This window comes from Pseudorhizobium sp. NPDC055634 (assembly GCF_053618655.1).
The window spans coordinates 133598-153185 of sequence record NZ_JBSHHW010000010.1 but is presented as its reverse complement, the minus strand read 5'-3'; the positions used below and the strand labels follow the sequence as shown (position 1 = coordinate 153185).

21 protein-coding genes are annotated in these 19588 nt (G+C 66.1%); 14 read left to right on the top strand and 7 right to left on the bottom strand.

The annotated features are described in order from the left end of the window. Positions 1-234: 234 nt before the first annotated feature. A complete protein-coding gene (locus tag ACWGPT_RS16715) occupies positions 235-564 on the bottom strand; it encodes a hypothetical protein (RefSeq protein WP_452606757.1) in 330 nt (109 codons plus the stop codon). A gap of 352 nt (positions 565-916) precedes the next feature. Between ACWGPT_RS16715 and ACWGPT_RS16710 the strand changes: the two genes are divergently transcribed. Continuing rightward, positions 917-4558: a response regulator gene (locus ACWGPT_RS16710; protein ID WP_452606756.1), complete on the top strand. Its 3642-nt coding sequence runs from the start codon at positions 917-919 to the stop codon at positions 4556-4558. Between the two features lie 365 nt (positions 4559-4923). Here ACWGPT_RS16710 and mnmD read toward each other — a convergent pair whose 3' ends face one another. After that, entirely contained in the window at positions 4924-5616 is a 693-nt protein-coding gene (gene mnmD / locus ACWGPT_RS16705) for a tRNA (5-methylaminomethyl-2-thiouridine)(34)-methyltransferase MnmD (RefSeq protein ID WP_452606794.1), read from the bottom strand. A 10-nt stretch (positions 5617-5626) separates the two neighbouring features. Here mnmD and ACWGPT_RS16700 point away from each other — a divergent pair, with 10 nt between their 5' ends. The 10 genes from ACWGPT_RS16700 to ACWGPT_RS16655 all read left to right on the top strand — a co-directional run bounded on the left by ACWGPT_RS16700 (position 5627) and on the right by ACWGPT_RS16655 (position 11836). Continuing rightward, positions 5627-6811 (top strand): NAD(P)/FAD-dependent oxidoreductase, encoded by a 1185-nt coding sequence (locus ACWGPT_RS16700; protein WP_452606755.1) that lies wholly within the window; start codon positions 5627-5629, stop codon positions 6809-6811. An 87-nt stretch (positions 6812-6898) separates the two neighbouring features. After that, entirely contained in the window at positions 6899-7825 is a 927-nt protein-coding gene (gene puuE, locus ACWGPT_RS16695) for an allantoinase PuuE (protein WP_452606754.1), read from the top strand. Next, positions 7822-8319 (top strand): 2-oxo-4-hydroxy-4-carboxy-5-ureidoimidazoline decarboxylase, encoded by a 498-nt coding sequence (uraD, locus tag ACWGPT_RS16690; RefSeq protein ID WP_452606753.1) that lies wholly within the window; start codon positions 7822-7824, stop codon positions 8317-8319. The genes puuE and uraD overlap by 4 nt, the downstream gene beginning before the upstream one ends. Before the next feature lie 57 nt (positions 8320-8376). Next, complete coding sequence (locus ACWGPT_RS16685; protein ID WP_452606752.1) at positions 8377-8670, top strand: nucleotidyltransferase family protein; 294 nt, start codon at positions 8377-8379, stop codon at positions 8668-8670. Further along, positions 8667-9026, top strand: coding sequence for a HepT-like ribonuclease domain-containing protein (locus ACWGPT_RS16680; protein ID WP_452606751.1), 360 nt, complete (start codon positions 8667-8669; stop codon positions 9024-9026). The genes ACWGPT_RS16685 and ACWGPT_RS16680 overlap by 4 nt, the downstream gene beginning before the upstream one ends. Positions 9027-9028: 2 nt before the next feature. Then, positions 9029-9523, top strand: a complete 495-nt coding sequence (locus ACWGPT_RS16675; protein WP_452606750.1) for an ureidoglycolate lyase — start codon at positions 9029-9031, stop codon at positions 9521-9523. Further along, entirely contained in the window at positions 9520-9900 is a 381-nt protein-coding gene (gene uraH / locus ACWGPT_RS16670; protein WP_452606749.1) for a hydroxyisourate hydrolase, read from the top strand. The genes ACWGPT_RS16675 and uraH overlap by 4 nt, the downstream gene beginning before the upstream one ends. Beyond that, entirely contained in the window at positions 9900-10637 is a 738-nt protein-coding gene (locus ACWGPT_RS16665; RefSeq protein ID WP_452606748.1) for a metallophosphoesterase family protein, read from the top strand. Before uraH ends, ACWGPT_RS16665 begins: the two co-directional genes overlap by 1 nt. Before the next feature lie 86 nt (positions 10638-10723). After that, positions 10724-11524, top strand: coding sequence for a hypothetical protein (locus ACWGPT_RS16660; RefSeq protein ID WP_452606747.1), 801 nt, complete (start codon positions 10724-10726; stop codon positions 11522-11524). Between the two features lie 117 nt (positions 11525-11641). Next, entirely contained in the window at positions 11642-11836 is a 195-nt protein-coding gene (locus ACWGPT_RS16655) for a DUF3606 domain-containing protein (protein ID WP_452606746.1), read from the top strand. A gap of 51 nt (positions 11837-11887) precedes the next feature. Here ACWGPT_RS16655 and ACWGPT_RS16650 read toward each other — a convergent pair whose 3' ends face one another. From ACWGPT_RS16650 to puuD, 3 genes are all read right to left on the bottom strand, one after another. Beyond that, the gene (locus ACWGPT_RS16650; protein ID WP_452606745.1) at positions 11888-13033 is read right to left on the bottom strand and encodes an alpha-hydroxy acid oxidase; all 1146 of its coding nucleotides are present in this window, start codon (positions 13031-13033) and stop codon (positions 11888-11890) included. Between the two features lie 235 nt (positions 13034-13268). Further along, positions 13269-14588 (bottom strand): guanine deaminase, encoded by a 1320-nt coding sequence (gene guaD, locus ACWGPT_RS16645; protein WP_452606744.1) that lies wholly within the window; start codon positions 14586-14588, stop codon positions 13269-13271. Beyond that, positions 14585-15823, bottom strand: coding sequence for a urate hydroxylase PuuD (gene puuD, locus ACWGPT_RS16640; protein ID WP_452606743.1), 1239 nt, complete (start codon positions 15821-15823; stop codon positions 14585-14587). Before puuD ends, guaD begins: the two co-directional genes overlap by 4 nt. Before the next feature lie 278 nt (positions 15824-16101). On the opposite strand from puuD, the gene ACWGPT_RS16635 reads away from it, so the two are divergent. Next, entirely contained in the window at positions 16102-16449 is a 348-nt protein-coding gene (locus ACWGPT_RS16635) for a hypothetical protein (protein WP_452606742.1), read from the top strand. A gap of 11 nt (positions 16450-16460) precedes the next feature. On the opposite strand, the gene ACWGPT_RS16630 is transcribed toward ACWGPT_RS16635, so the two are convergent. Next, positions 16461-17357 carry a LysR substrate-binding domain-containing protein gene (locus tag ACWGPT_RS16630; protein WP_452606741.1) on the bottom strand — a complete coding sequence of 299 codons (897 nt, stop codon included), beginning with the start codon at positions 17355-17357 and terminating at the stop codon, positions 16461-16463. An 84-nt stretch (positions 17358-17441) separates the two neighbouring features. Here ACWGPT_RS16630 and ACWGPT_RS16625 point away from each other — a divergent pair, with 84 nt between their 5' ends. Further along, the gene (locus ACWGPT_RS16625; RefSeq protein WP_452606740.1) at positions 17442-17705 is read left to right on the top strand and encodes a hypothetical protein; all 264 of its coding nucleotides are present in this window, start codon (positions 17442-17444) and stop codon (positions 17703-17705) included. Here ACWGPT_RS16625 and xdhC read toward each other — a convergent pair. Then, complete coding sequence (gene xdhC, locus ACWGPT_RS16620) at positions 17680-18504, bottom strand: xanthine dehydrogenase accessory protein XdhC (protein ID WP_452606739.1); 825 nt, start codon at positions 18502-18504, stop codon at positions 17680-17682. The genes ACWGPT_RS16625 and xdhC overlap by 26 nt on opposite strands. A 163-nt stretch (positions 18505-18667) precedes the next feature. On the opposite strand from xdhC, the gene ACWGPT_RS16615 reads away from it, so the two are divergent. Further along, entirely contained in the window at positions 18668-19588 is a 921-nt protein-coding gene (locus tag ACWGPT_RS16615; RefSeq protein WP_452606738.1) for a hypothetical protein, read from the top strand.

The following is a 19588-nucleotide window of genomic DNA, read 5'->3' as shown; positions in this document are numbered from 1 at the left end:
TTCCCAGCGCGTAAACCCTCAAGGATCGAGGGCGATCTGTCTGTGCGCCTTGTTCCTTCTTCGCGAACTCTTGTCGCAGGGCCAGCTCACGCGGCGGCCGGAAGGTGAAAGCTGGCCTTCATTTGGTCGATGGACGGGCGAAAGTCAAGCCGGGATTTCGCACCTGCGAAAATCAAGGCCCGCATCCGGCGGTCCGGGCGCGGGCCTTTTCCCTTGCTGCGCAGGGATTCCCGCTCAGTAGCAGACGCGGGCGCGGTAGGCTTCGCCCCATTCGTTCTCCACCCATTCGTAATGGCAGGGCGGCGGGGCGCGATAGTAGGTGCGGCGGTAGACCGGCGGGGGAGGCGGGGCGTATTCGTATTCCGGCTCCACATAGACCCGGCGCGGCTGGGATACGATCGCGCCGCCGATGATGCCGCCGGCAAGGCCCGCGGCCACGCCGGCCCAGACGTCGTCATCGTGGTGGCGGCCGCCCGCCTGGGCTGCCGGTGCAGTCGCCATGACGGCGCCAGCGAGGGTGAGTGCGGCAAAACCCGCGGACGCGCATTTCTTAAGGACTGTCATCTCTCGTTCCTTTCCCTCCCGGGGGACGGCTCGAAGTTTTCCCGGCAATGGCGGCGGATTGATGAAAGACAGGTCCGGATAGTCTGAACGGCCATTCAGCCAGTTTCTATTGAAGGTTGAAGACCTAAGTCGCAGGCGCAGCCCAGGCGGGCATTGTGGCGGGATTGCGGCGAGGTCCGGGCGGTTTCGCGGCGACGGTCGCATCAGGCTGCCGTTAGCTGCTTCGGGCGAAATCCTTTCGCCGGGAGGGGCGCGTCAAGAAGTTGTTAACGCTCGCCATGGTTTCATTGCCGAATCGGGGACAACGAGATCGCTGCGCCGGCCGGCCGCAGTTGGAGCGAAGACGGTGGAGATGCATGGCAAACTCCTGACGACGGCATGCGCTCGGATCGACGATCTGCGCGAACCCGCGTTCATCAAGGACAGCACGCTCAACTATGTTGCAGTCAACAGCGCCTATGCGGCGCTGGCGGGAATGTCGCCCGCCGACCTCCTGGGCCAGGCGACCCGCGAGGACGCAAGCCAGCTCGGCCATCCCGACCGGCGCGAGCGGGAATGCCGGGCGCTGATCTTCGGCACCGAGGAAGTCGTCTACTGCTTCGACGGCGAAGGCGAACTCAGCCACGAGATCATGATCGAGCGTTTCGTCACCGAGGACGACCGGACCTATCTATTCGGGGCATTCCTTCCGGCGGGGGAGCCGGGCAGGGTGACAATGCCCGAACCGACACCTGTGGGAGGAGACACCATGAGCCAAGGCGGGGGCGAGCATGACCTGCAGCTCGAAGATGCGCTGGACCTCCTCGATGTCGGGATCGGCATCTACGACGAGACGGACGCGCTGGTCTATCACAATGCCCAACTGACCGACTTCTTCGATTCCTTCGGCGTGCGCCTGCGCATCGGCGTCACCTTCGCGGAAATGTGCGAGGAGGTCTATGAGCGCAGCGTCCGCAACAGCCCGCGGCTCGCCGGCAGGGCGCCGCCGGACCGGGACGACTGGGTCAGGGAACGGGTCGCCACCTTCCGCATGCCCTATTCGGAAACCATCGAGCAGCTTTCGGACGGACGCTGGCTGAAGAGCGTCAACAAGCGCCTCGACAACGGCCTCGTCATCACGCTGCGGTCCGACGTCAGCGACTTCAAGGAGCAGGAACACCTCCTGCGCAAGAACATCGGCGAGACGGAGATCCTTCGCGCCGTCCTCGAGGATCTGCCCGTCGCGGTCTTCATGCGCGACAGCGAGCAGCGGCTCGAATTCGTCAACGCCGCCTACGAGCGGATGTTCGGCGACAGGCGCGAGAACATCCTCGGCCGGACCGACGCCGACATGTTCCCCTGGAAGGCCGAGCGCAGCCAGATCGAGAACGACCGCATCCTGGCCGATGGCGAGATCGTCGAAAAGGCCGAGGACAAGAGTTTTCCCGACGGCCGTGTCATCCCGGTCATCACCCGTCAGATGCGGGTCATGGATACGGACGGCAAGCCGCATCTCGTCGGCTCGATCACCGACATATCGCCCTACAAGGAAGCCAAGGAGCACGCCGAGAAGCTTCGCGAAGACATGCAGACGATGCTGCACAGCATCCCCGTCGGCATCGGCATCCTCGACAGGGACATGGTGTTCGAATCCGCCAATCCCGCCTTCTACGGCTTCTGGGACGCGGGCGAGCAGTTCGATCTCGTCGGCCGGCCCTACCGGGATTTCCTGAAGGTCAATTACGACAACGGCATCTATCGCGGCATCGACAAGAGCTTCGAGGAAATCTACGCCGAGCGGATCGCCGACCTGATGAAGGACGGCGAACGGCCGCCGATCGAGGTGCGCAGCGCCAATGGCCGCGTCATCCTCATCTCCGGCACGAAACTGTCCGGCGACAAGCTGCTGCTCACCTATACGGACATCACCGCGATCCGCAAACGCGACGAGGAAGTGCGCGCGGCGCAGCGGGCGCTCGACCGCCAGGGCGCGCTGATGCGCGAGGCGACCGGGGCGATGTCGCAGGGCCTGCTGATCCTGCATGACGGCACGATCATGTTCTCCAACGCGTCGCTTGCGGCGATGCTGGAAATCCCCGAAAGCCTCGGTGCGCCGGGGTCGCTCTGGCGCGATGTCTTCCGCTACTGCGTGAAGCGCGGCGATCTCGGCCCGACCGACGAGGCGATGGAAACGCTGCGCCTCTGGGAGGAGAATGTCGCGCAGGGAAATTCCGTGCAGGCAACCTTCCGCATCGAGGGACGCAAGTGGGTCAATGTCGAGGCCAATCTCAGCGGCGACGAGCACTGGCTTGCGGTCTTCACCGATGTCACCGAGGTGAAAGAGCGCGAGGCCGAGCTTACGCGCCTCGTCGAGCGTGCCGAGGCCGCCGACCGCGCCAAGTCGGAATTCCTCGCCAACATGAGCCACGAGATCCGCACGCCGATGAACGGCGTTCTCGGCATGGCGGAACTGCTGGCCAAATCCGATCTCGATACCCGGCAGAAGACCTTCATCGACATCATCGTCAAGTCCGGCAATGCGCTCCTGACGATCATCAACGACATCCTCGACTTCTCCAAGATCGATGCCGGCCAGATGAAGCTGCGCAAGGCGGCGTTCGACCCGGTCGAGGCGATCGAGGACGTGGCGACGCTCCTGTCCTCGTCGGCGGCGGAGAAGGATATCGAGCTCATCGTCCGCGGCGACGCCTCGGTGAAGGAGACGGTGCTCGGCGATGCCGGGCGCTTCCGCCAGATCATCACCAACCTCGTCGGCAATGCGGTGAAGTTCACCGAGAAGGGCCACGTCTTCATCGACCTGCACTCGTCGCCGCTCAGCGAGACGGACATGATGCTGACAGTGCGGATCGAGGATACCGGGCTCGGAATCCCCGAGGAGAAGCTGAGATCGGTCTTCGAGAAATTCTCGCAGGTCGACGCCTCTTCCACCCGCCGGCACGAGGGGACGGGGCTCGGGCTTGCCATCACCGCCGGCCTGGTCGAGCTCTTCGGCGGCCATATCGAGGTGACGAGCGAGGTGGGCAGGGGATCGGTCTTCACCGTCCACCTGCCGTTCCCGGTCGTCAGCGAGCGCGGCACGAACACGGTGCTGCCGGTCAACACCGCCGGCGCGCGGGTGCTGGTGATCGACGACAATTCCGTCAACCGCCGCATCCTCACCGAGCAACTGACCATGTGGGGTTTCGACACGGTGGCGGCCGAGGGCGGCGCCGAGGGCCTGGCCTTCATGCGCGAGGCGTCCCGCCTCGGGCTCGTCATCGATGCCGTCGTGCTCGACTATCACATGCCCGAGATGAACGGGGTGGATGCCGCTCGCCACATCCGCGCCGACCGCAGGTTCGACGACCTCGGCATCATCTTCCTCACCTCCATGGACATGGCGGGCGACGAGAACCTCTTCACCGAACTGAACATCCAGGCGCACCTGATGAAACCGGCGCGCGCCAACCTCCTGCGCGCCACGATCATCGACGTCGTGCGGTCCGTACGCATGAAGCGCCGGACCGAGCCTGCCGCCGTTGCCGCACAGCCTCCTGCGGTGCCGCGGCCTGCCCAGCCGGACGACGCGGAATCCACGCCGGTCGTCCGCTCCCTTCCCGCCCTCGACGTGCTCGTCGCGGAGGATAACGAGGTCAACCAGATCGTCTTCACGCAGATCCTGCAGGGGACCGGCTGGCGGTTCGAGATCGTCGAGAACGGCGCCAAGGCCGTCGAGGCCTGGCAGACAAAGGACCCGTCGCTGATCCTCATGGACGTCTCCATGCCGGTCATGAACGGCCATCAGGCGACGCAGAAGATCCGCGAGCTGGAAAAAGAACTCGGCGGCCACGTGCCGATCATCGGCGTGACCGCGCATGCGCTCGAAAGCGACAAGGAACTCTGCCTCGCCGCCGGCATGGACGACTACATGTCGAAGCCGATCAGCCCGGAACTGCTGGAGCAGAAGATCAAGGCCTGGCTGGGAGAGAGCGCCACCTCGGCATCTGCCGGTTGAGGCGCAGGGGCGCCGGAAGATTCACAACGAGCACACAAAGCTTACGGCCAACTGGTTGAACGCCATGGCATCCGGCGTCATCATCACCGGCGTGGTCCCACCGTCGATCGCGGTCCTTTTCATTTCAGTATGGGGATAGGCTTCAGCGCTGCTCCTGGCCGCCGCCGGGGCCTTTGGTTTTGTCCGGAATTGCATTAGATTTGCTGGCGAGAAAAGCTCTCGGGAGACTCGGGTGAACTGGTTCACGATCTATGCTCTCTTCGGCATGCCGCTCATTGCGGTAGCGATCGGGCTTGCCGTCTATTACTTCACCGCTCCCGGCCATCGCCACGGCATGCATCCCGGCGAATAGTACTCCCGCCTCCCTACCTCCTGCCGCAGAGCATCTCGCGCTTGCCGGCGAAGCCCGGTCGGCGTTCGACGGCAAAGCCCGCGGCCTGGAGATTGCGCCGAACGAAGCCGGCGGCGGCATAGGTGGCGAAGCTGCCGCCCCCGACGGTGTGGTCATGCACGGCCTGCATCAGTTCCGGCGACCACATGTCCGGATTGCGCGACGGCGCAAAGCCGTCGAGATACCAGGCGTCGAAGTGGTCGGGCGCGGCGGTCACGCCCTGCATTGCCGGGCCGATGACCACGGTCAGCCGCGTCTGCGCATCCGCCTCGATCTCCGCCTTGCCCTGCGGCGCCAACGGCCATGCGGCCACCAGCGCCCGCCGCTCGGCGTCGATCTCCGGCCAGTGCGACAGGGCCCGGTCGATCTGCGGCGCCTCCATGGGATAGAGTTCGAACGACATGAAATGCAGGGTCGAGCCGGGACGGCGCGCGATCTTCCACTGCCGCCACGTCTCGCAGAAATTGAGCCCGGTGCCGAAGCCGAGTTCGCCGATCCGGAAATCGCCTCCCGCCTTCCAGCGTTCCGGCAGGCCGTTGCCGGCGAGGAAGACGTGGCCGCATTCCAGCCGGCCGTCGCTGCGGCAATAAAAGTGGTCGCCAAACTGGGTGGAAAAGGGCATATCGCCCTCGTGCCACTGAAGGCTCCCGCCATCTGTCCTGGAAATCTCGTCGCTCATGGCCAATGCCGATAATCCCGCCGGCCGGGCCGGTCAATCGCTTCCCGCTTCCGCCGACCTCGTCATCCTCGGCGGCGGGGTCATGGGGCTGTGGTCCGGCGTCAAGGCGGCAAGGCTCGGCATCCGGACGCTGCTTCTCGATGCCGGGCGAACCGGCGGCGGGGCGAGCGGCGGGCTCCTCGGCGCGCTGATGCCGCATACGCCGGACCGCTGGAACGACAGGAAGCAGTTCCAGCTCGAAGCGCTCGTCTCTCTGGAAGAGGAGGTCGCGCGGCTTCAATCGGAGACCGGCCTTTCGACCGGCTACCGGCGCTCCGGCCGTCTCATTCCGCTGCCGAAGCCCCACCTGCGCGAGATCGCGTTCCGGAACGGCGAGGAAGCGGGCCGCAACTGGGTCACGGCCGGCCGAAGCTTCGGCTGGTCGGTCCTGGACGCCCCGCTCGATGCCGGATGGCCCGACGCTGCCGCCTGCGAGGCGGGGCTCGTCCACGAAACGCTTTCCGGGCGCGTCTCGCCGCGGCTTCTGACGGCTGCACTTCGGGCCCGGATCGACCTGTCGGACCATGTGCGGGTCATCGAGAATGCCGCCGCCGAACGGATCGATCCGGACAGGCGGCTGGTGCATCTAGCGGGCGGCCGGACCGTTTCCTTCGGCCACTGCATCATTGCCGCCGGTCACCGTTCGTTTCCGCTCCTGCAGGCAATCGAGCCGGCGTCGCACCTTCCGCTCGGACGCCCGGTCAAGGGGCAGGCGGCGCTGCTCCGGGCAGATATCGATCCGGCCGCGCCGGTTCTCTTCCTCAACGGCCTCTATGTCGTGCCACATGACGACGGGACGGTCGCGATCGGCAGCACGAGCGAGGAGGAATTCGCCGATGCCGCCGCCACCGACCAGAAGCTCGAGGACGTTCTCGCCCGGGCCCGAGAGCTGGTGCCGGCCCTCGAGCGCGCCGAGGTCGTCGAACGCTGGGCGGGGCTCCGCCCGAAGGCGATCGGCCGCGAACCCATGGTCGGGCCGCATCCGGACCATCCGTCCCTCGTCGCGCTGACGGGCGGGTTCAAGGTCAGCTTCGGCCTCGCGCACCGGCTTGCGGATGCCGCCCTTGCCGCGATCGCCGGCGATCCGATGCCGGTGCCGCCGTCCTTCGTGCTTGCCGATCACCTGCGGCTCGCCCGGGCCTGATCCCGCCCGCGACGGCGGGCGATCCGGCCTCTCGACAGCGGGCGGAGGGGTGGCTACCGTCGCGTTTCGTTTTCACAAGGTGATTTGATGTCGTCGAAGGATTACCCGCGCAATCTGGTCGGTTACGGCCGCCATACTCCCGATCCCAAATGGCCGGGCGGTGCCCATGTCGCCGTCCAGTTCGTCATCAACTACGAGGAAGGCGGCGAAAGCTCGATCCTCGACGGCGATCCGGCCTCCGAATCGCTCCTGTCGGAGATCGTCGGCGCGCAGCCCTGGCCCGCCCAGCGCAACCTCAACATGGAATCGATCTACGAATACGGTTCGCGCGCCGGCTTCTGGCGGCTGTGGCGCATGTTCACCGAACTCGAGGTGCAGACCACGGTCTACGGCGTGACGCTCGCCATGGCCCGCAACCCGGAAGCGGTCGCGGCCATGAAGGAAGCGGGCTGGGAGATCGCCAGCCACGGCTACCGCTGGCTGGAATACAAGGATTTCCCCGAGGAGAAGGAGCGCGAGCACATCCGCGAGGCGGTGCGCCTGCACACCGAGCTCACCGGCGAGCGCCCCTACGGCATGTACCAGGGCAAGCCATCGGGCAATACGCTGCGGCTCGTCATGGAGGAGGGCGGCTTCCTCTACTCGTCCGATTCCTACGCCGACGACCTGCCCTACTGGGTGCCGGGCGCGGGCGGCAAGCCGTTCCTGATCATCCCCTATACCCTGGAGACGAACGACATGCGGTTTGCCACGCCGCAGGGCTTCAATTCCGGCGACCAGTTCTTCACCTACCTGAAGGACGCGTTCGACGTGCTCTACCGGGAAGGACAGGAGGGGGCGCCCAAGATGCTGTCGGTCGGCCTGCACTGCCGCCTCGTCGGACGTCCCGGCCGCGCCGCCGCGCTGCGGCGCTTCATCGAATACGTGCTGTCCCACGACAAGGTCTGGATCCCGCAGCGGATCGAGATCGCCCGCCACTGGCACGCCCATCACCAGCCCGGAGACGTCGCATGAGCGCCCGCGAGGATTTCATCGCCCGCTTCGGCGGCGTCTTCGAGCATTCGCCCTTCATCGCCGAGCGGGCCTATGACCGGGGCCTCGTCTTCGTGCCGCTGACGGCAAGGGGCGTTCACCAGGCCATGGTGTCGGTCTTCCGCGCAGCGTCCGGGGAGGAACGGCTCGGCGTGCTTCGCGCCCACCCGGATCTGGCAGGCAGGCTTGCCATCGCCGGCGAGCTGACCGAGGAGAGCCGCAACGAACAGGCGGGCGCCGGCCTCGACCGGCTGAACCCGCAGGAGCATGCCCGCTTCACCGAACTCAACGACGCCTATACGCAGAAATTCGGCTTTCCCTTCATCATCGCCGTGAAGGGGCTCGGCAAGGACGACATCCTCGCCGCCTTCGAGGTCCGGATCGGCAACAGCGCCGGGGAAGAATTCGAAACCGCCTGCGCCCAGGTGGAGCGGATCGCCGGCCTTCGCCTTGCCGCCCTCCTGCCGGAAGGATGAGCGCTTTGCCGAACGGGTCGCTGCCCCTATATTGACCGGGATGTCGAGGTGAGCCCGATGAAACCGTCCGAGGTGCTGGAGAAGAACCGGGAAGCGATCCGCGAAGCGACGAAGCGCTTCAACGCGACGAACCCGCGCGTCTTCGGTTCCGTGGCGCGGGGAGAGGACAAGGAGGGCAGCGATCTGGACATCCTCGTCGATGCGCTTCCGGGCTCTACCCTATTCACGTTGGGCGGATTGCATTTCGAGCTTACGACGATCATGGAAGGCGTGAAGGTGGATCTCCGCACGCCGGGAGAACTGCCCGAGCGTATCCGCAGCCGCGTCCTCGCTGAAGCGAAGGTCATATGACCGAGCGCCTTCAGGTCTATCTCGAACAGATGGAGCATGCCGCGCAGGAGGCCCGCGAGTTCACGAGCGGAATGAGTTACGAAGCATTCCTCGAGGACACCCGGACTCAGATGGCGGTCGCGATGACGCTCATCATCATAGGCGAGGCGGTGACACGTCTTGAACGTCATTATCCGGACTTGCTTCTCGACCATCCGGAAATCGAATGGCAGCAGATCATCGGCATGCGGAACCGTGCGGCTCACGGATATCTGACCCTGGACGCGGCCGTCATCTGGAAGACGACGCAGGCGTCGCTGCCCGAACTCCTCGACAAGCTCCACCTTCTCCGCCACTGGCGCCCGCAAGGCGAATGATCATGCCCCTTGAACTGCCGATACATCCTCTCACCAGATCCGAGTTCGCGCCGTTCGGCGACGTCATCGAGGCCGATCCGGCCAGCGTGCGCGTCATCAACGGCGGGACCACGGAACGCTTCCACCGGCTCTCGACGATCGAGACGGAGGGGGGCGGGGCGATCATCAGCCTCTTCCGGGGTCAGCCGCGGCGGTTTCCCTATGCGATCACCATGATGGAACGGCATCCGTTCGGCAGCCAGAGCTTCTCGCCGCTCTCCGGCCGGCCTTTCCTCGTCGCGGTCGCCGAGGATCTCGGCGGCAGGCCCGGCGAGCCGCGGGTCTTCCTCGTGCCCGGAGACCTGGGGATCAACTACCGCCGGAATGTCTGGCATCATCCGCTGATGGTGGTCGGCGCGCCGAGCGACTTCCTGGTCGTCGATCGCGACCGGCCGGAGGACAACCTCGAAGAATTCTCCTACGACACGCCCTACATGATTCCGGAGCCCAGCCCATGACCGGTCTTACCACCCATGTCCTCGACACCGCACGCGGCGTGCCCGCCGAGGGCCTGAAGATCGATCTCTACCGCCTTTCCGGGGAGGCGCGCGAGAAGCTTGTATCCGTCAGCACGAATTCCGACGGCCGGGTCGACGGCGGGCCCATCCTCGCCGGCGAGACGTTCAGGGTCGGCGAGTACGAACTCGTCTTCCATGCCGGCGACTACCTGCGGGCGATCGGCCAGCCCCCCGGCCAGCCCTCCGGTCAACCCCTGCCGGAGCCGGCCTTCCTCGACCGCATCCCGATCCGCTTCGGCATTGCCGATACGACCGCGCATTACCACGTGCCGCTGCTCCTCTCGCCCTTCGGATACTCGACCTACCGGGGAAGCTGATGATCTTTGCCGCCATCGCGGATGTCCACGGGAATGCCGCGGCGCTCGATGCGGTGCTTGCCGCTATCCGAAGGCTCGGCATCACGGATGTCGTCAATCTCGGCGACTGCCTGAGCGGGCCGCTCGAGGCCGCGAGAACGGCCGACCGGCTGATGGCGCTCGACATTCCGACGGTGCGCGGCAATCACGATCGGTACCTGGTCGAGGTGCCGCCCGCGGCGATGGGCGCCTCGGATGCCCACGCCTATGCGCAGCTGTCGCCGCACCACGTCGAATGGCTCGCCGGCCTGCCGTTCAGCCTGACCTTCCGGGGCGAGGTCTTCCTCTGTCACGCGACGCCCGGTCGGGACGATCTCTACTTCCTGGAAGAGGTCTGCGCCGAGGGGCATGTTCGTCTGCGGGACGCCGCCGGGATCGAGGCGCTGGCGGCCGGGATCGCGGAACCGCTCATCCTCTGCGCCCACAGCCACGTCCCCCGCGTGGTTGCGCTTGCGGACGGCCGGCAGGTCGTCAATCCGGGCAGCGTCGGCTGCCCCGCCTACCAGGACGACACGCCCGTCCAACACAGGGTCGGCGCCGGCCACTGCCTCGCCTCCTATGCCGTGCTCGAAAAGACGGCGGAAGGCTGGGCTCCGCAGTTCCGGAGCGTCCGCTACGACAACATGTCGATGGCCCGCATGGCGGCTGCCAACGGCCGTCCGGACTGGGCGAACGCGCTCTCGCGCGGCCGCGTCTGACACCGCAGCGGCCGATTGCGGGCTCGATCGCAACCATTCGGAAACCATCGGAGAGGATACTGCGCCGGAATCGATGAGAGGTTCCGATGGCCAGTCCGAGACGAAAGCCGCGACGCAGGAGCGGCGGTGGAAAGAAGCGTGCCGCGAGCGGCGGCAGCGGCTCCACATGGCTATGGGCCGGCGCGCTTGTGGCGCTTGTCGCGGGCATCGCGGCCTATGACAATTCAGCCGATGTTCGCCGCTTTGCCGCCCGGCTGACGGACGGGCCGGAGCGCAGCGTCGCCTCGCGCCCCTCCACGGGCGACCAGCAGAAACAATCCCCGAAGAAGGCCGCCGAGGCCCGTCCGGCCGTACCCGTCCCGCCGCGTGACATCGCCCCGCGTCCCCGGGACGAAAAGCGACCGGGCGCGCCGCATCGCAATCACGACGGGCTGCAGACGGCCGGCATCACGCCGCCCGCGCCGGTCGGGCGTCCGGACCAGGAGCGTCCGGCGCCTGCCGTTGTCAGGCCCGATGCGCCGTCCGCCACGACCGGCCGCCACCGGGCGAAGTTCTACCTCTGCGGCACCGCCAAGCAGGACGACTGCGTCATCGCCGGCGACAGCTTCATGTTCCATGGCGAGAAGATCCGCCTTGCCGGGATCGAAGTGCCCGATATCGACAAGCCGCGCTGCGAGGCGGAGCGGATCAAGGCGAGCGACGCGGAACTGCGGGTGCGCGCCTTCCTCGATTCCGGCCCGTTCGAACTCGTCGCCGCCGGCGCCGACGATGCCGACAGCAAGGGCCGCAAGGTGCGCGCCGTGATGCGCAACGGCGTCTCGCTCTCCGACGTGCTGGTCCGCGAAGGCCTCGCCCGCCGGCCGGGTTCCGCCGGCGGCTGGTGCTAGGGCGGACCCTTCGAAGTCATCCTGGCCGGCGGCCTCGGATCCCGTTCGGCCCGTTTCCCGGGAACCTTTCGATTCCCCGACGATTCTGCAGGTGGATGCAGTTTCAAGGAGGAAACGATGACCAGCCATACAACCAGCCATACAAGCCGCGGACGCGCACAGGACCGGGCCCGGGTCGCCGCCGGGCAGGATCACGAACTGCGCTATGAAGCCCACAAGGAAGGCGTGTCGAAGGAAGCGGTGAAGGACGCCGTCAAGGACGTCGGCAACAGCCGCAGCAAGGTCGAGGCGAAGCTCGACAAAGGCCAGTGAGGCGGCCCTGACCGCCGCCTCCGGCCGACAGGAAAAGGGAAGGGGACCCGGTCAGAACCGGGTCTCGGCGATCACGCTGCGGTCGACTGTCTGGATGTCGCGCTTGCCGCAGAGGGCCATGGTGACGTCCATCTCCTTGCGGATGATCTCGAGCGCCGTCGTCACGCCGGGCTTGCCCATCGCGCCGAGGCCGTAGAGATAGGGACGGCCGATATAGGTGCCGCGGGCGCCGAGCGCCACGGCCTTCAGGACGTCCTGGCCGGAGCGGATGCCGCCGTCGAGGTGAACCTCGATCCTGTCGCCGACCGCATCGACGATGCGCGGCAGCATGCTGATGGAGGACAATGCGCCGTCGAGCTGCCGGCCGCCGTGGTTGGAGACGATGATGGCATCGGCTCCGGTTTCGGCCGCCGCGCGGGCATCCTCCTCGTCGAGGATGCCCTTGAGGATCAGCTTGCCGCCCCAGCGTTCCTTGATCCAGGCGACGTCCTTCCACGAAAGCTGCGGATCGAACTGCTCGGCCGTCCACGAGGAGAGCGAGGAGAGGTCGGAGACGTTCTTCGCATGGCCGACGATATTGCCGAAGCCGCGGCGTTTCGTGCGCAGCATGTCCATGCACCAGAAGGGCCGGGTCGCCAGCTGCAGGCCGTGGTTCAGCGTCCACTTCGGCGGCGCCGAGAGACCGTTGCGCAGGTCCTTGTGGCGCTGGCCGAGGATCTGCAGGTCGAGCGTCAGCATCAGCGCCGAGCAGTTCGCCGCCTTGGCGCGGTCGATCAGGTTGTTGATGAAGTCGCGGTCCTTCATCACGTAGAGCTGGAACCAGAAGGGCCTGGAGGTGACCGAGGCGACGTCCTCGATCGAGCAGATCGACATGGTGGAGAGCGTGAAGGGCACGCCGGCCTCCTCCGCGGCCTTGGCCGCCAGCATCTCGCCGTCGGCATGCTGCATGCCGCACATGCCGGTCGGGGCAAGCGCCACGGGCATGGAAGCCTCCTGGCCGACCATGGTCGTCTTCAGCGAACGGTTCGTCATGTCCACCAGGACGCGCTGGCGAAGCTTCACCTTGGCGAAGTCCTCCTCGTTGGCGCGGTAGGTGCCTTCGGTCCATGAGCCGCTGTCGGCATAATCGAAGAACATCTTGGGCACCCGGCGGCGGGCGCGCGTCTTCAGGTCGGCAATGGTCAGCGGCTTGGACATGATCGGTAACTCCCCCGGCAGCACATCCCGTCAGCTAGCATGAGTCATTTGCGCCCGTCAGCAAAAAAGACGGTTAAAATTATTCAAGGTATGCAGAAGCCGATCCTGTCCGCCTGGTATGCCACGGTGAAGACCAGCGCATCACGGTCGTTGTCGTCACCGTCGGAGAACGGGAGCGCGCCCTCGTCTACGACAGGCCGAGAAGCGGTAAGGCCGCGCAAACGCGGCACCGTTCTCAGGAAAGCGCGCCGAGCCCGCGCTTCATCGCCCGTCCCGCCACGTAGGTTTCCGCCACGGCGCGATCGTCGCCCATGGTCTGCAGCAGGAAGAGTTCCTCCGGCAACGTCGTCACCGTTTCCATGCGGAGCGCCATGGCGGGCGTGGCTGCGGCGTCCAGTACCACGAGGTCGGCGTCGGTGCCGACTTCCAGCGTGCCGATCCGGTCCGCGAGCGACAGCGCCTCGGCATTGCCGCGGGTCATCAGGTGGAAGCTGTCGAGCGGGTTCAGCCGCTCGCGGAGAACCTGCTGGATCTTGTAGGCCTCGTCCATCGTGCGCAGCATGGAATAGCTCGAGCCGCCGCCGATATCGGTCGCCACGGCGACGCGCACCGGCTTTTCCCGCCGGCGGATGGCCTTCAGCGGAAAGAGGCCGGAGCCGATGAAGAGGTTGGAGGTCGGGCAGTGGACGGCGACCGATCCGGTCTCGCTCAGCACGTCGGCCTCCCGTTCGGAAAGGTGGATCGCATGGCCGAGCAGGGTCTTCCCGCCCAGCAGGCCGTAGCGGGCGTAGATGTCCGTATAGTCCGTCGCCTGCGGATAGAGTTCGCAGGTATAGCGGATCTCGTCGAGGTTTTCCGACAGGTGCGTCTGGATGTGCAGATCGGGGAATTCGGCGGCGAGCGCCTGCGCCACCTCCATCTGCTGCGGCGTCGAGGTGATGGCGAAGCGCGGCGTGATGGCGACGTGGTTGCGGCCCTTGCCGTGCCACTCGCCGATCACCGCGCGCGTCTCGTCATAGCTCATCTGCGGCGTGTCGAGCAGGCCCTGCGGCGCATTGCGGTCCATCATCACCTTGCCGCCGACCATGCACATGCCGCGCCGCATCGCCTCGGCGAAATAGGCGTCGGCGGAGGTCTTGTGGACGGAACAGTAGGCGGCTGCGGTCGTCGTGCCGTGGCGGATCATCTCGTCGTAGAAACGGGTGGCGATACGGGCCGCGTGGTCGCTTTCCACGAAGCGGCATTCCTCGTGGAACGTATAGGTGTTCAGCCATTCCAGCAGGCTGCCGGCATAGGAGGCGATCACCTGCATCTGCGGGAAATGCAGATGCGTGTCGATCAGGCCGGGCAGGATGAGATGCGGCCGGTGGTCGATCTCCGTAACGTCCGCCGGCGCGCCGGCCCTGATCTCCGCATAGTCCCCGATCGCGGCGATCACGCCGTCCTCGATCAGCAGCGCGCCGTCGTGTTCGTAGCGGTAGCTGCCGGTATCGGTGAGGCTCTCCGGCGCGCGCTTGAAGGTCAGCAGGCGGCCACGGATCAGTGTCTTGGTCATTCGGAAACGGTGCTTTCATACCAGGCGGCGAGCAGTTGTCGCTCGTCGGGGGAAATCTCTGTGATGTTGCCGGGCGGCATGGCGTGGCTCCGGCCGGCCTGGATGTATATCTCCCGGGCATGCGCGGCAATCTCCAGGTCCGTCTCCAGCTTCACGTCCTTCGGCGCAAAGGTGATGCCCTCCCATACGGGCTCGCTCGCATGGCACATGGAACAGCGGGACATGACGACGTCGCGCGCCGCCTCGAAATGGACGTTCTCGGCGAACTTCTGCTGCAGGGGAGAAAGCGGCGGAAGGGCGGCGGCATCGGTCCCGCCCGTCAGAACCTTCGGAACGGTCGAAAGCCACATGATGGCGATGAACAGCAGCACGGTGACGAGCCATGTCCAGGTCGGGCGGCCCTTCCGGGCGTGGGTCGTGTTGAACCAGTGGCGGATCGTCACGCCCATCAGGAAGACCAGCGCCGCGATGATCCAGTTGAACTCGGTGGCGAAGGCCAGCGGATAATGGTTCGACAGCATGAAGAAGATGACGGGCAGCGTCAGGTAGTTGTTGTGGAGCGAGCGCTGCTTGGCGATCATCCCGTATTTCGGGTCGGGCGTGCGCCCCGCGATCAGGTCGGCGACGACGATCTTCTGGTTCGGGATGATGACGAAGAAGACGTTGGCCGACATGATGGTGGCAGTGAAGGCGCCGAGATGGAGGAAGGCGGCGCGGCCGGTGAAGACCTGCGTATAGCCCCAGGCCATCAGGACCAGCACCGCATAGAGAACCGCCATCAGGCCCCAGGTATGGCGCCCGAGCGGCGACTTGCAGAGCTGGTCGTAGATGATCCAGCCGACCGCCAGCGAGGCCACCGAAATGCCGATCGCCTGCCATTGCGAAAGCTCCATCACATGCGGGTCGATCAGGAACAGGTCGGCGCCGGCATAGTAGACGATCGCCAGCATCAGGAAGCCGGAAAGCCATGTCATGTAGCTTTCCCACTTGAACCAGGTCAGGTGCTCCGGCATCTGCGCCGGCGCCACCAGATATTTCTGGATGTGGTAGAAACCGCCCCCATGGACCTGCCATTCCTCGCCGTAGGCGCCGGGCGGCAGGTGCGGCCGCTTCACCAGGCCGAGATCCAGCGCGATGAAGTAGAAGGACGAGCCGATCCAGGCGATGGCAGTGACCACGTGCAGCCAGCGCGCGGCAAACGACAGCCATTCCCAGGCCACGGCATATTCATACATTCGACGATCCCTCTGCAGTCCCTGTCTTCCGACTCGCCACATTGCGAAAAAACTTCCGGAGAGGGAAGGGGCGAGATCGGCAGATAAATCGTCGTGGCGGAACCTCCTCGACCGGTGCCAAGTTAACTTTGGCGCGGGGCTGGAACATTTCCTGTTTCCGGCAGCTAGACGGATAAGGCGCGCTGGGCACCTGTCCAAGGGAAAGTGCATGAAAGCCGGCGGCGAAGGGTGGGGAGGGTTCGCCGGCTCTTGATCATTCGTCAACGGAGATTGAGCAGATGCGCACTCTATCTGTATCCCTTATTGTCGCCTTCCTCTCGTCCGCTCCCGTCGTCCCGGCCTTGGCCCACGATGCCGCGACCGGCTGGGACTATGACAAGTTCTGCTGCAACGGCGACAACCACGCCGGCGACTGCCAGATGATCTCGACGAAGAATGTCCGGGTCATCGAGGGCGGCTACCAGATCGTGCTCGGCCCCGGCGATCACAGGATGGTCACCCGCCCGCACAATTTCAGCCTGCCGCAGAGCGAGGCGCGCCGCTCGCAGGACGAGGACTATCACATCTGCCTCTATCCGACGGAAGACACGCTGCGCTGCTTCTACGCGCCCGACATGGGGTTCTGAGGCAGGCGCGATCAGTCCTGGAAATCGGGCATCCTCGCTCGCATGAAATCCCGGAAGGCGCGGATCTTGCGGGAATTGCGCCGCGACTCGGGATAGACCAGCCAGTAGTCGGAGCCATCGCTCGCCAGCGTTTCGAACGGCTGGTAGAGCCGCCCGAGTGCGACGTCGTCCGCATAGAATTCCGGCCGCAGGATCGCCACGCCCTGGCCGGCGATCGCCGCCGCCGCGTGGAAGTACTGCGCGCCGTACTGGCTCGCCGGATGGGCGGAAAGATCGATGCCGGGCAGGCCGACGCTTTCGAACCAGAGCGGCCACCAGCTGTCCTGCGGGTCGATGATCGGCAGTTTCAGCAGGTCCTGCGGCCGCTCGATCCGGCCGACCGTCCGGGCCAGCGCCGGGCTCAGCATGGGGGTGAAATGGCTCTTCATCAGGAAATGCGATCGCAGGCCCGGCCAGGTACCCTTGCCCGAGCGGATCGCGACGTCGCCCTCGGCGCGCGAGAAGTCGATGACGGTCTGGGAGGTTTCCAGGCGCACGGCGATCCCGGAATTCTCCAGCTGGAACGTGCCGAGGTGGTGGGCGAGCCAGTTGGAGGCGAAGGTCGCCGTCGTGTGGATCGTCAGCGTCGATTCCGACTGGTCGCGGATGCCGCCCACCGCTTCGGCCAGGATGTCGAAGGCTTCCCCGACCCGCGGCGCCAGCCGCTCGCCGATCTCGGTCAGCGCGACCTGCCGGGGACGCCGCAGGAAGAGAGGTTCGCCCAGCGTGTCTTCCAGGAGCTTGATCTGGTAGCTGACCGCGGTCTGCGTCATGCCGAGTTCCTCGCCCGCCCGGGTGAAGCTCTTCAGCCGCGCCGTCGCCTCGAAGACACGCAGAGAATTCAGAGGGAACTGCCTCGACAGCTTCATGGATAAGTTCTCCTGATCCGTGCAGACGGTTGTTCGATTGGATTTCACCTGCGTCGGGACGCATCCTACGCCCACGAAACAGGAATGGAAGTGGGCAGGATCATGTCGATTTCTCTGAATTTGCACAGGGCAGGGCGGGCAGGGCGCCGCATCTCGCTTCACCTGCCGTCGATCGACCTTCGCAGGCTGCTTGCCCTCGGAAGCGCGGGACGCAGAAACAGGATTGATCGGGAATACCTGCCGGAAAGCCTCCGGCGGGACCTCGGGCTCACCGATGGACGCGGCCCGCGCGGGTGCGGCAGCGAATGGCGGGCAGCCCTCTTCAGCTATCCGCCGCGCAGCCTCTGAACGCCGGGTCGAGCAGGGTCGCGAGAAGCTCGGCTGCGACCATGGCGGCGATCACCTCCGGCCGCTTGTCCTTCACGACGCTGCCGCCGATCGGCAGGACCAGCCGCCCGGAGATCTCCGGCGCCATGCCCTCGCGTCTCGCCCAGGCGGCGAAGGTCGCCCGTTTCGTCGCCGATCCGATCATCCCGACATAGGCGAGATCCGGGCGGGCGAGGGCCTCGCGGGCGATCAGGAAATCCAGCGCATGGTCATGGGTGAGGATGACGGCCGCGCCCCCCGCCGGGATCTCGGCGACGAGCGCTTCCGGCATGGCGGCATGACGGGCGGTGACCTCGCCCGGCAGGGCCCGCAGCGCCTCGGCGCGCGTTTCCACGACGGTGACCGAGAGCGGCAGCGGAACGAGGGCCCGCGCCAGCGCCAGGCCGACATGGCCGGCCCCGAACAGGAAGACGGCCGGCCGGGCGTGATCCTCCTTGGCGAGCCGGCGTTGAAGTTCCGCGGCGATCGGCGGCGTCACCGGGCGGAAGGAAATGAGCGTGCGCCCGCCGCAGCACTGGCCGATCTCCGGCCCGAGCGGAACGTTCATCCGGACCTCGCCGCCGCCGGCCAGCATGGCGCGCGCATTGTCGATCGCCATGAATTCCAGCTGGCCGCCGCCGATCGTGCCCCAGGCGGCATGTTCAGCGACCAGCATCACGGCGCCCTCCTCGCGCGGCGTCGACCCCTTCGCCTCCGCGATCTCGACGAGAACTGACTGTGGATGTGCGGCAAGGAAGGCCGCCAGGGACTGGCTCTGCATGATGGCGCAAGCCTAGCACGCCCCACATCTCTCCGCACCGCCCTTCGGTCGTGATCGCATCCGGCGAGGGTCCGTCCCAAGAAGAGGAGCGGCGCCGCCTTTATCGGTTCCGCCTCGGCCGCCCTGTGTTAGGCTTGGCCCGACAAACGGACGGGGACATTCCATGACCAGACGCGCGCATTTCCTCGCATGGCTTTTCGTCGCGCTCTTCGCGGCCGCCATGTTCATCGTCAATCCGCTGGCCAATACGGCCGCCGGTTTCAGTCGCGAAGTCACGGTCGGCAGCGGCGCGCTCTACGGGACGCTGCGGGTCGCCAACTCCCTGATGAGCGTTGCGAAGGATGCCGACGTCACCGGCGGCGTCGGTGTCGCCTCGGTCACCGCAAGCCCGGGCCAGCTCCTGCAGCCGGTTACCAACACGATCGACCGAATGGCAGACCTCCTGTTCTATCTCGCCATCGCGTCCGGCATCATTTCGGTGGTTCTCGTTCCCGTCGCGAAGGTCGCCTCGGCGATCCTAGCCATCGGCGCTTGCATCATCGCCGTCCTGCTCCTTTCAGCGAGGCGGGTGTCGCGAGGTCTGGATCGGCTGTCTCGCTCAGCGGCCATGCTGGGTCTTCTCGGCGCCGTCCTGCTGCCGTCCTCCTATTCGCTCGCCTTCTATGCCGGCAACGCCCTTACCGATGGGGCCTGGAGGGAGGCGACGGAAGTCTTCCAGCGGATGGATGCACAATACGAGGCGGCCGCGGTGGAGAGCCAGGTCAAGGCGCTGCGGGAAGGCGTGCAGAACCCGGAAGGCGCTCCGCCTGCCGCGGACGAAGGGATTTTCGATCGCTTCGGTTCTGCTGTTGGTGCCTCCCGCTCGGCGATATCCGATACGCTCGGTGCGGCGTCAGGTCTTGCCCGATCGGTCACCGGCGGCGTCACGGCCAATGCCCGGATCATCACCGAGGGAGTAGCGCTCTCGGCCGACCTCTTCTCAGCTTCGATCGGCATCGCGGTGGCTTACCTGGTGAAACTTCTCGTCCTGCCGCTGATGATCCTCGCCGCGATGGTCTACCTGCTGCGCGCGGCGATTCGGTAA

Excerpts from the sequence above, each read along its gene's own strand:
- ACWGPT_RS16715 (WP_452606757.1), bottom strand. The coding sequence starts at position 564 with ATGACAGTCCTTAAGAAATGCGCGTCCGCGGGTTTTGCCGCACTCACC.
- ACWGPT_RS16710 (WP_452606756.1), top strand. The coding sequence starts at position 917 with ATGCATGGCAAACTCCTGACGACGGCATGCGCTCGGATCGACGATCTG.
- ACWGPT_RS16700 (WP_452606755.1), top strand. The coding sequence starts at position 5,627 with ATGGCCAATGCCGATAATCCCGCCGGCCGGGCCGGTCAATCGCTTCCC.
- puuE (WP_452606754.1), top strand. The coding sequence starts at position 6,899 with ATGTCGTCGAAGGATTACCCGCGCAATCTGGTCGGTTACGGCCGCCAT.
- uraD (WP_452606753.1), top strand. The coding sequence starts at position 7,822 with ATGAGCGCCCGCGAGGATTTCATCGCCCGCTTCGGCGGCGTCTTCGAG.
- ACWGPT_RS16685 (WP_452606752.1), top strand. The coding sequence starts at position 8,377 with ATGAAACCGTCCGAGGTGCTGGAGAAGAACCGGGAAGCGATCCGCGAA.
- ACWGPT_RS16680 (WP_452606751.1), top strand. The coding sequence starts at position 8,667 with ATGACCGAGCGCCTTCAGGTCTATCTCGAACAGATGGAGCATGCCGCG.
- ACWGPT_RS16675 (WP_452606750.1), top strand. The coding sequence starts at position 9,029 with ATGCCCCTTGAACTGCCGATACATCCTCTCACCAGATCCGAGTTCGCG.
- uraH (WP_452606749.1), top strand. The coding sequence starts at position 9,520 with ATGACCGGTCTTACCACCCATGTCCTCGACACCGCACGCGGCGTGCCC.
- ACWGPT_RS16665 (WP_452606748.1), top strand. The coding sequence starts at position 9,900 with ATGATCTTTGCCGCCATCGCGGATGTCCACGGGAATGCCGCGGCGCTC.
- ACWGPT_RS16660 (WP_452606747.1), top strand. The coding sequence starts at position 10,724 with ATGGCCAGTCCGAGACGAAAGCCGCGACGCAGGAGCGGCGGTGGAAAG.
- ACWGPT_RS16655 (WP_452606746.1), top strand. The coding sequence starts at position 11,642 with ATGACCAGCCATACAACCAGCCATACAAGCCGCGGACGCGCACAGGAC.
- ACWGPT_RS16650 (WP_452606745.1), bottom strand. The coding sequence starts at position 13,033 with ATGTCCAAGCCGCTGACCATTGCCGACCTGAAGACGCGCGCCCGCCGC.
- guaD (WP_452606744.1), bottom strand. The coding sequence starts at position 14,588 with ATGACCAAGACACTGATCCGTGGCCGCCTGCTGACCTTCAAGCGCGCG.
- puuD (WP_452606743.1), bottom strand. The coding sequence starts at position 15,823 with ATGTATGAATATGCCGTGGCCTGGGAATGGCTGTCGTTTGCCGCGCGC.
- ACWGPT_RS16635 (WP_452606742.1), top strand. The coding sequence starts at position 16,102 with ATGCGCACTCTATCTGTATCCCTTATTGTCGCCTTCCTCTCGTCCGCT.
- ACWGPT_RS16630 (WP_452606741.1), bottom strand. The coding sequence starts at position 17,357 with ATGAAGCTGTCGAGGCAGTTCCCTCTGAATTCTCTGCGTGTCTTCGAG.
- ACWGPT_RS16625 (WP_452606740.1), top strand. The coding sequence starts at position 17,442 with ATGGAAGTGGGCAGGATCATGTCGATTTCTCTGAATTTGCACAGGGCA.
- xdhC (WP_452606739.1), bottom strand. The coding sequence starts at position 18,504 with ATGCAGAGCCAGTCCCTGGCGGCCTTCCTTGCCGCACATCCACAGTCA.
- ACWGPT_RS16615 (WP_452606738.1), top strand. The coding sequence starts at position 18,668 with ATGACCAGACGCGCGCATTTCCTCGCATGGCTTTTCGTCGCGCTCTTC.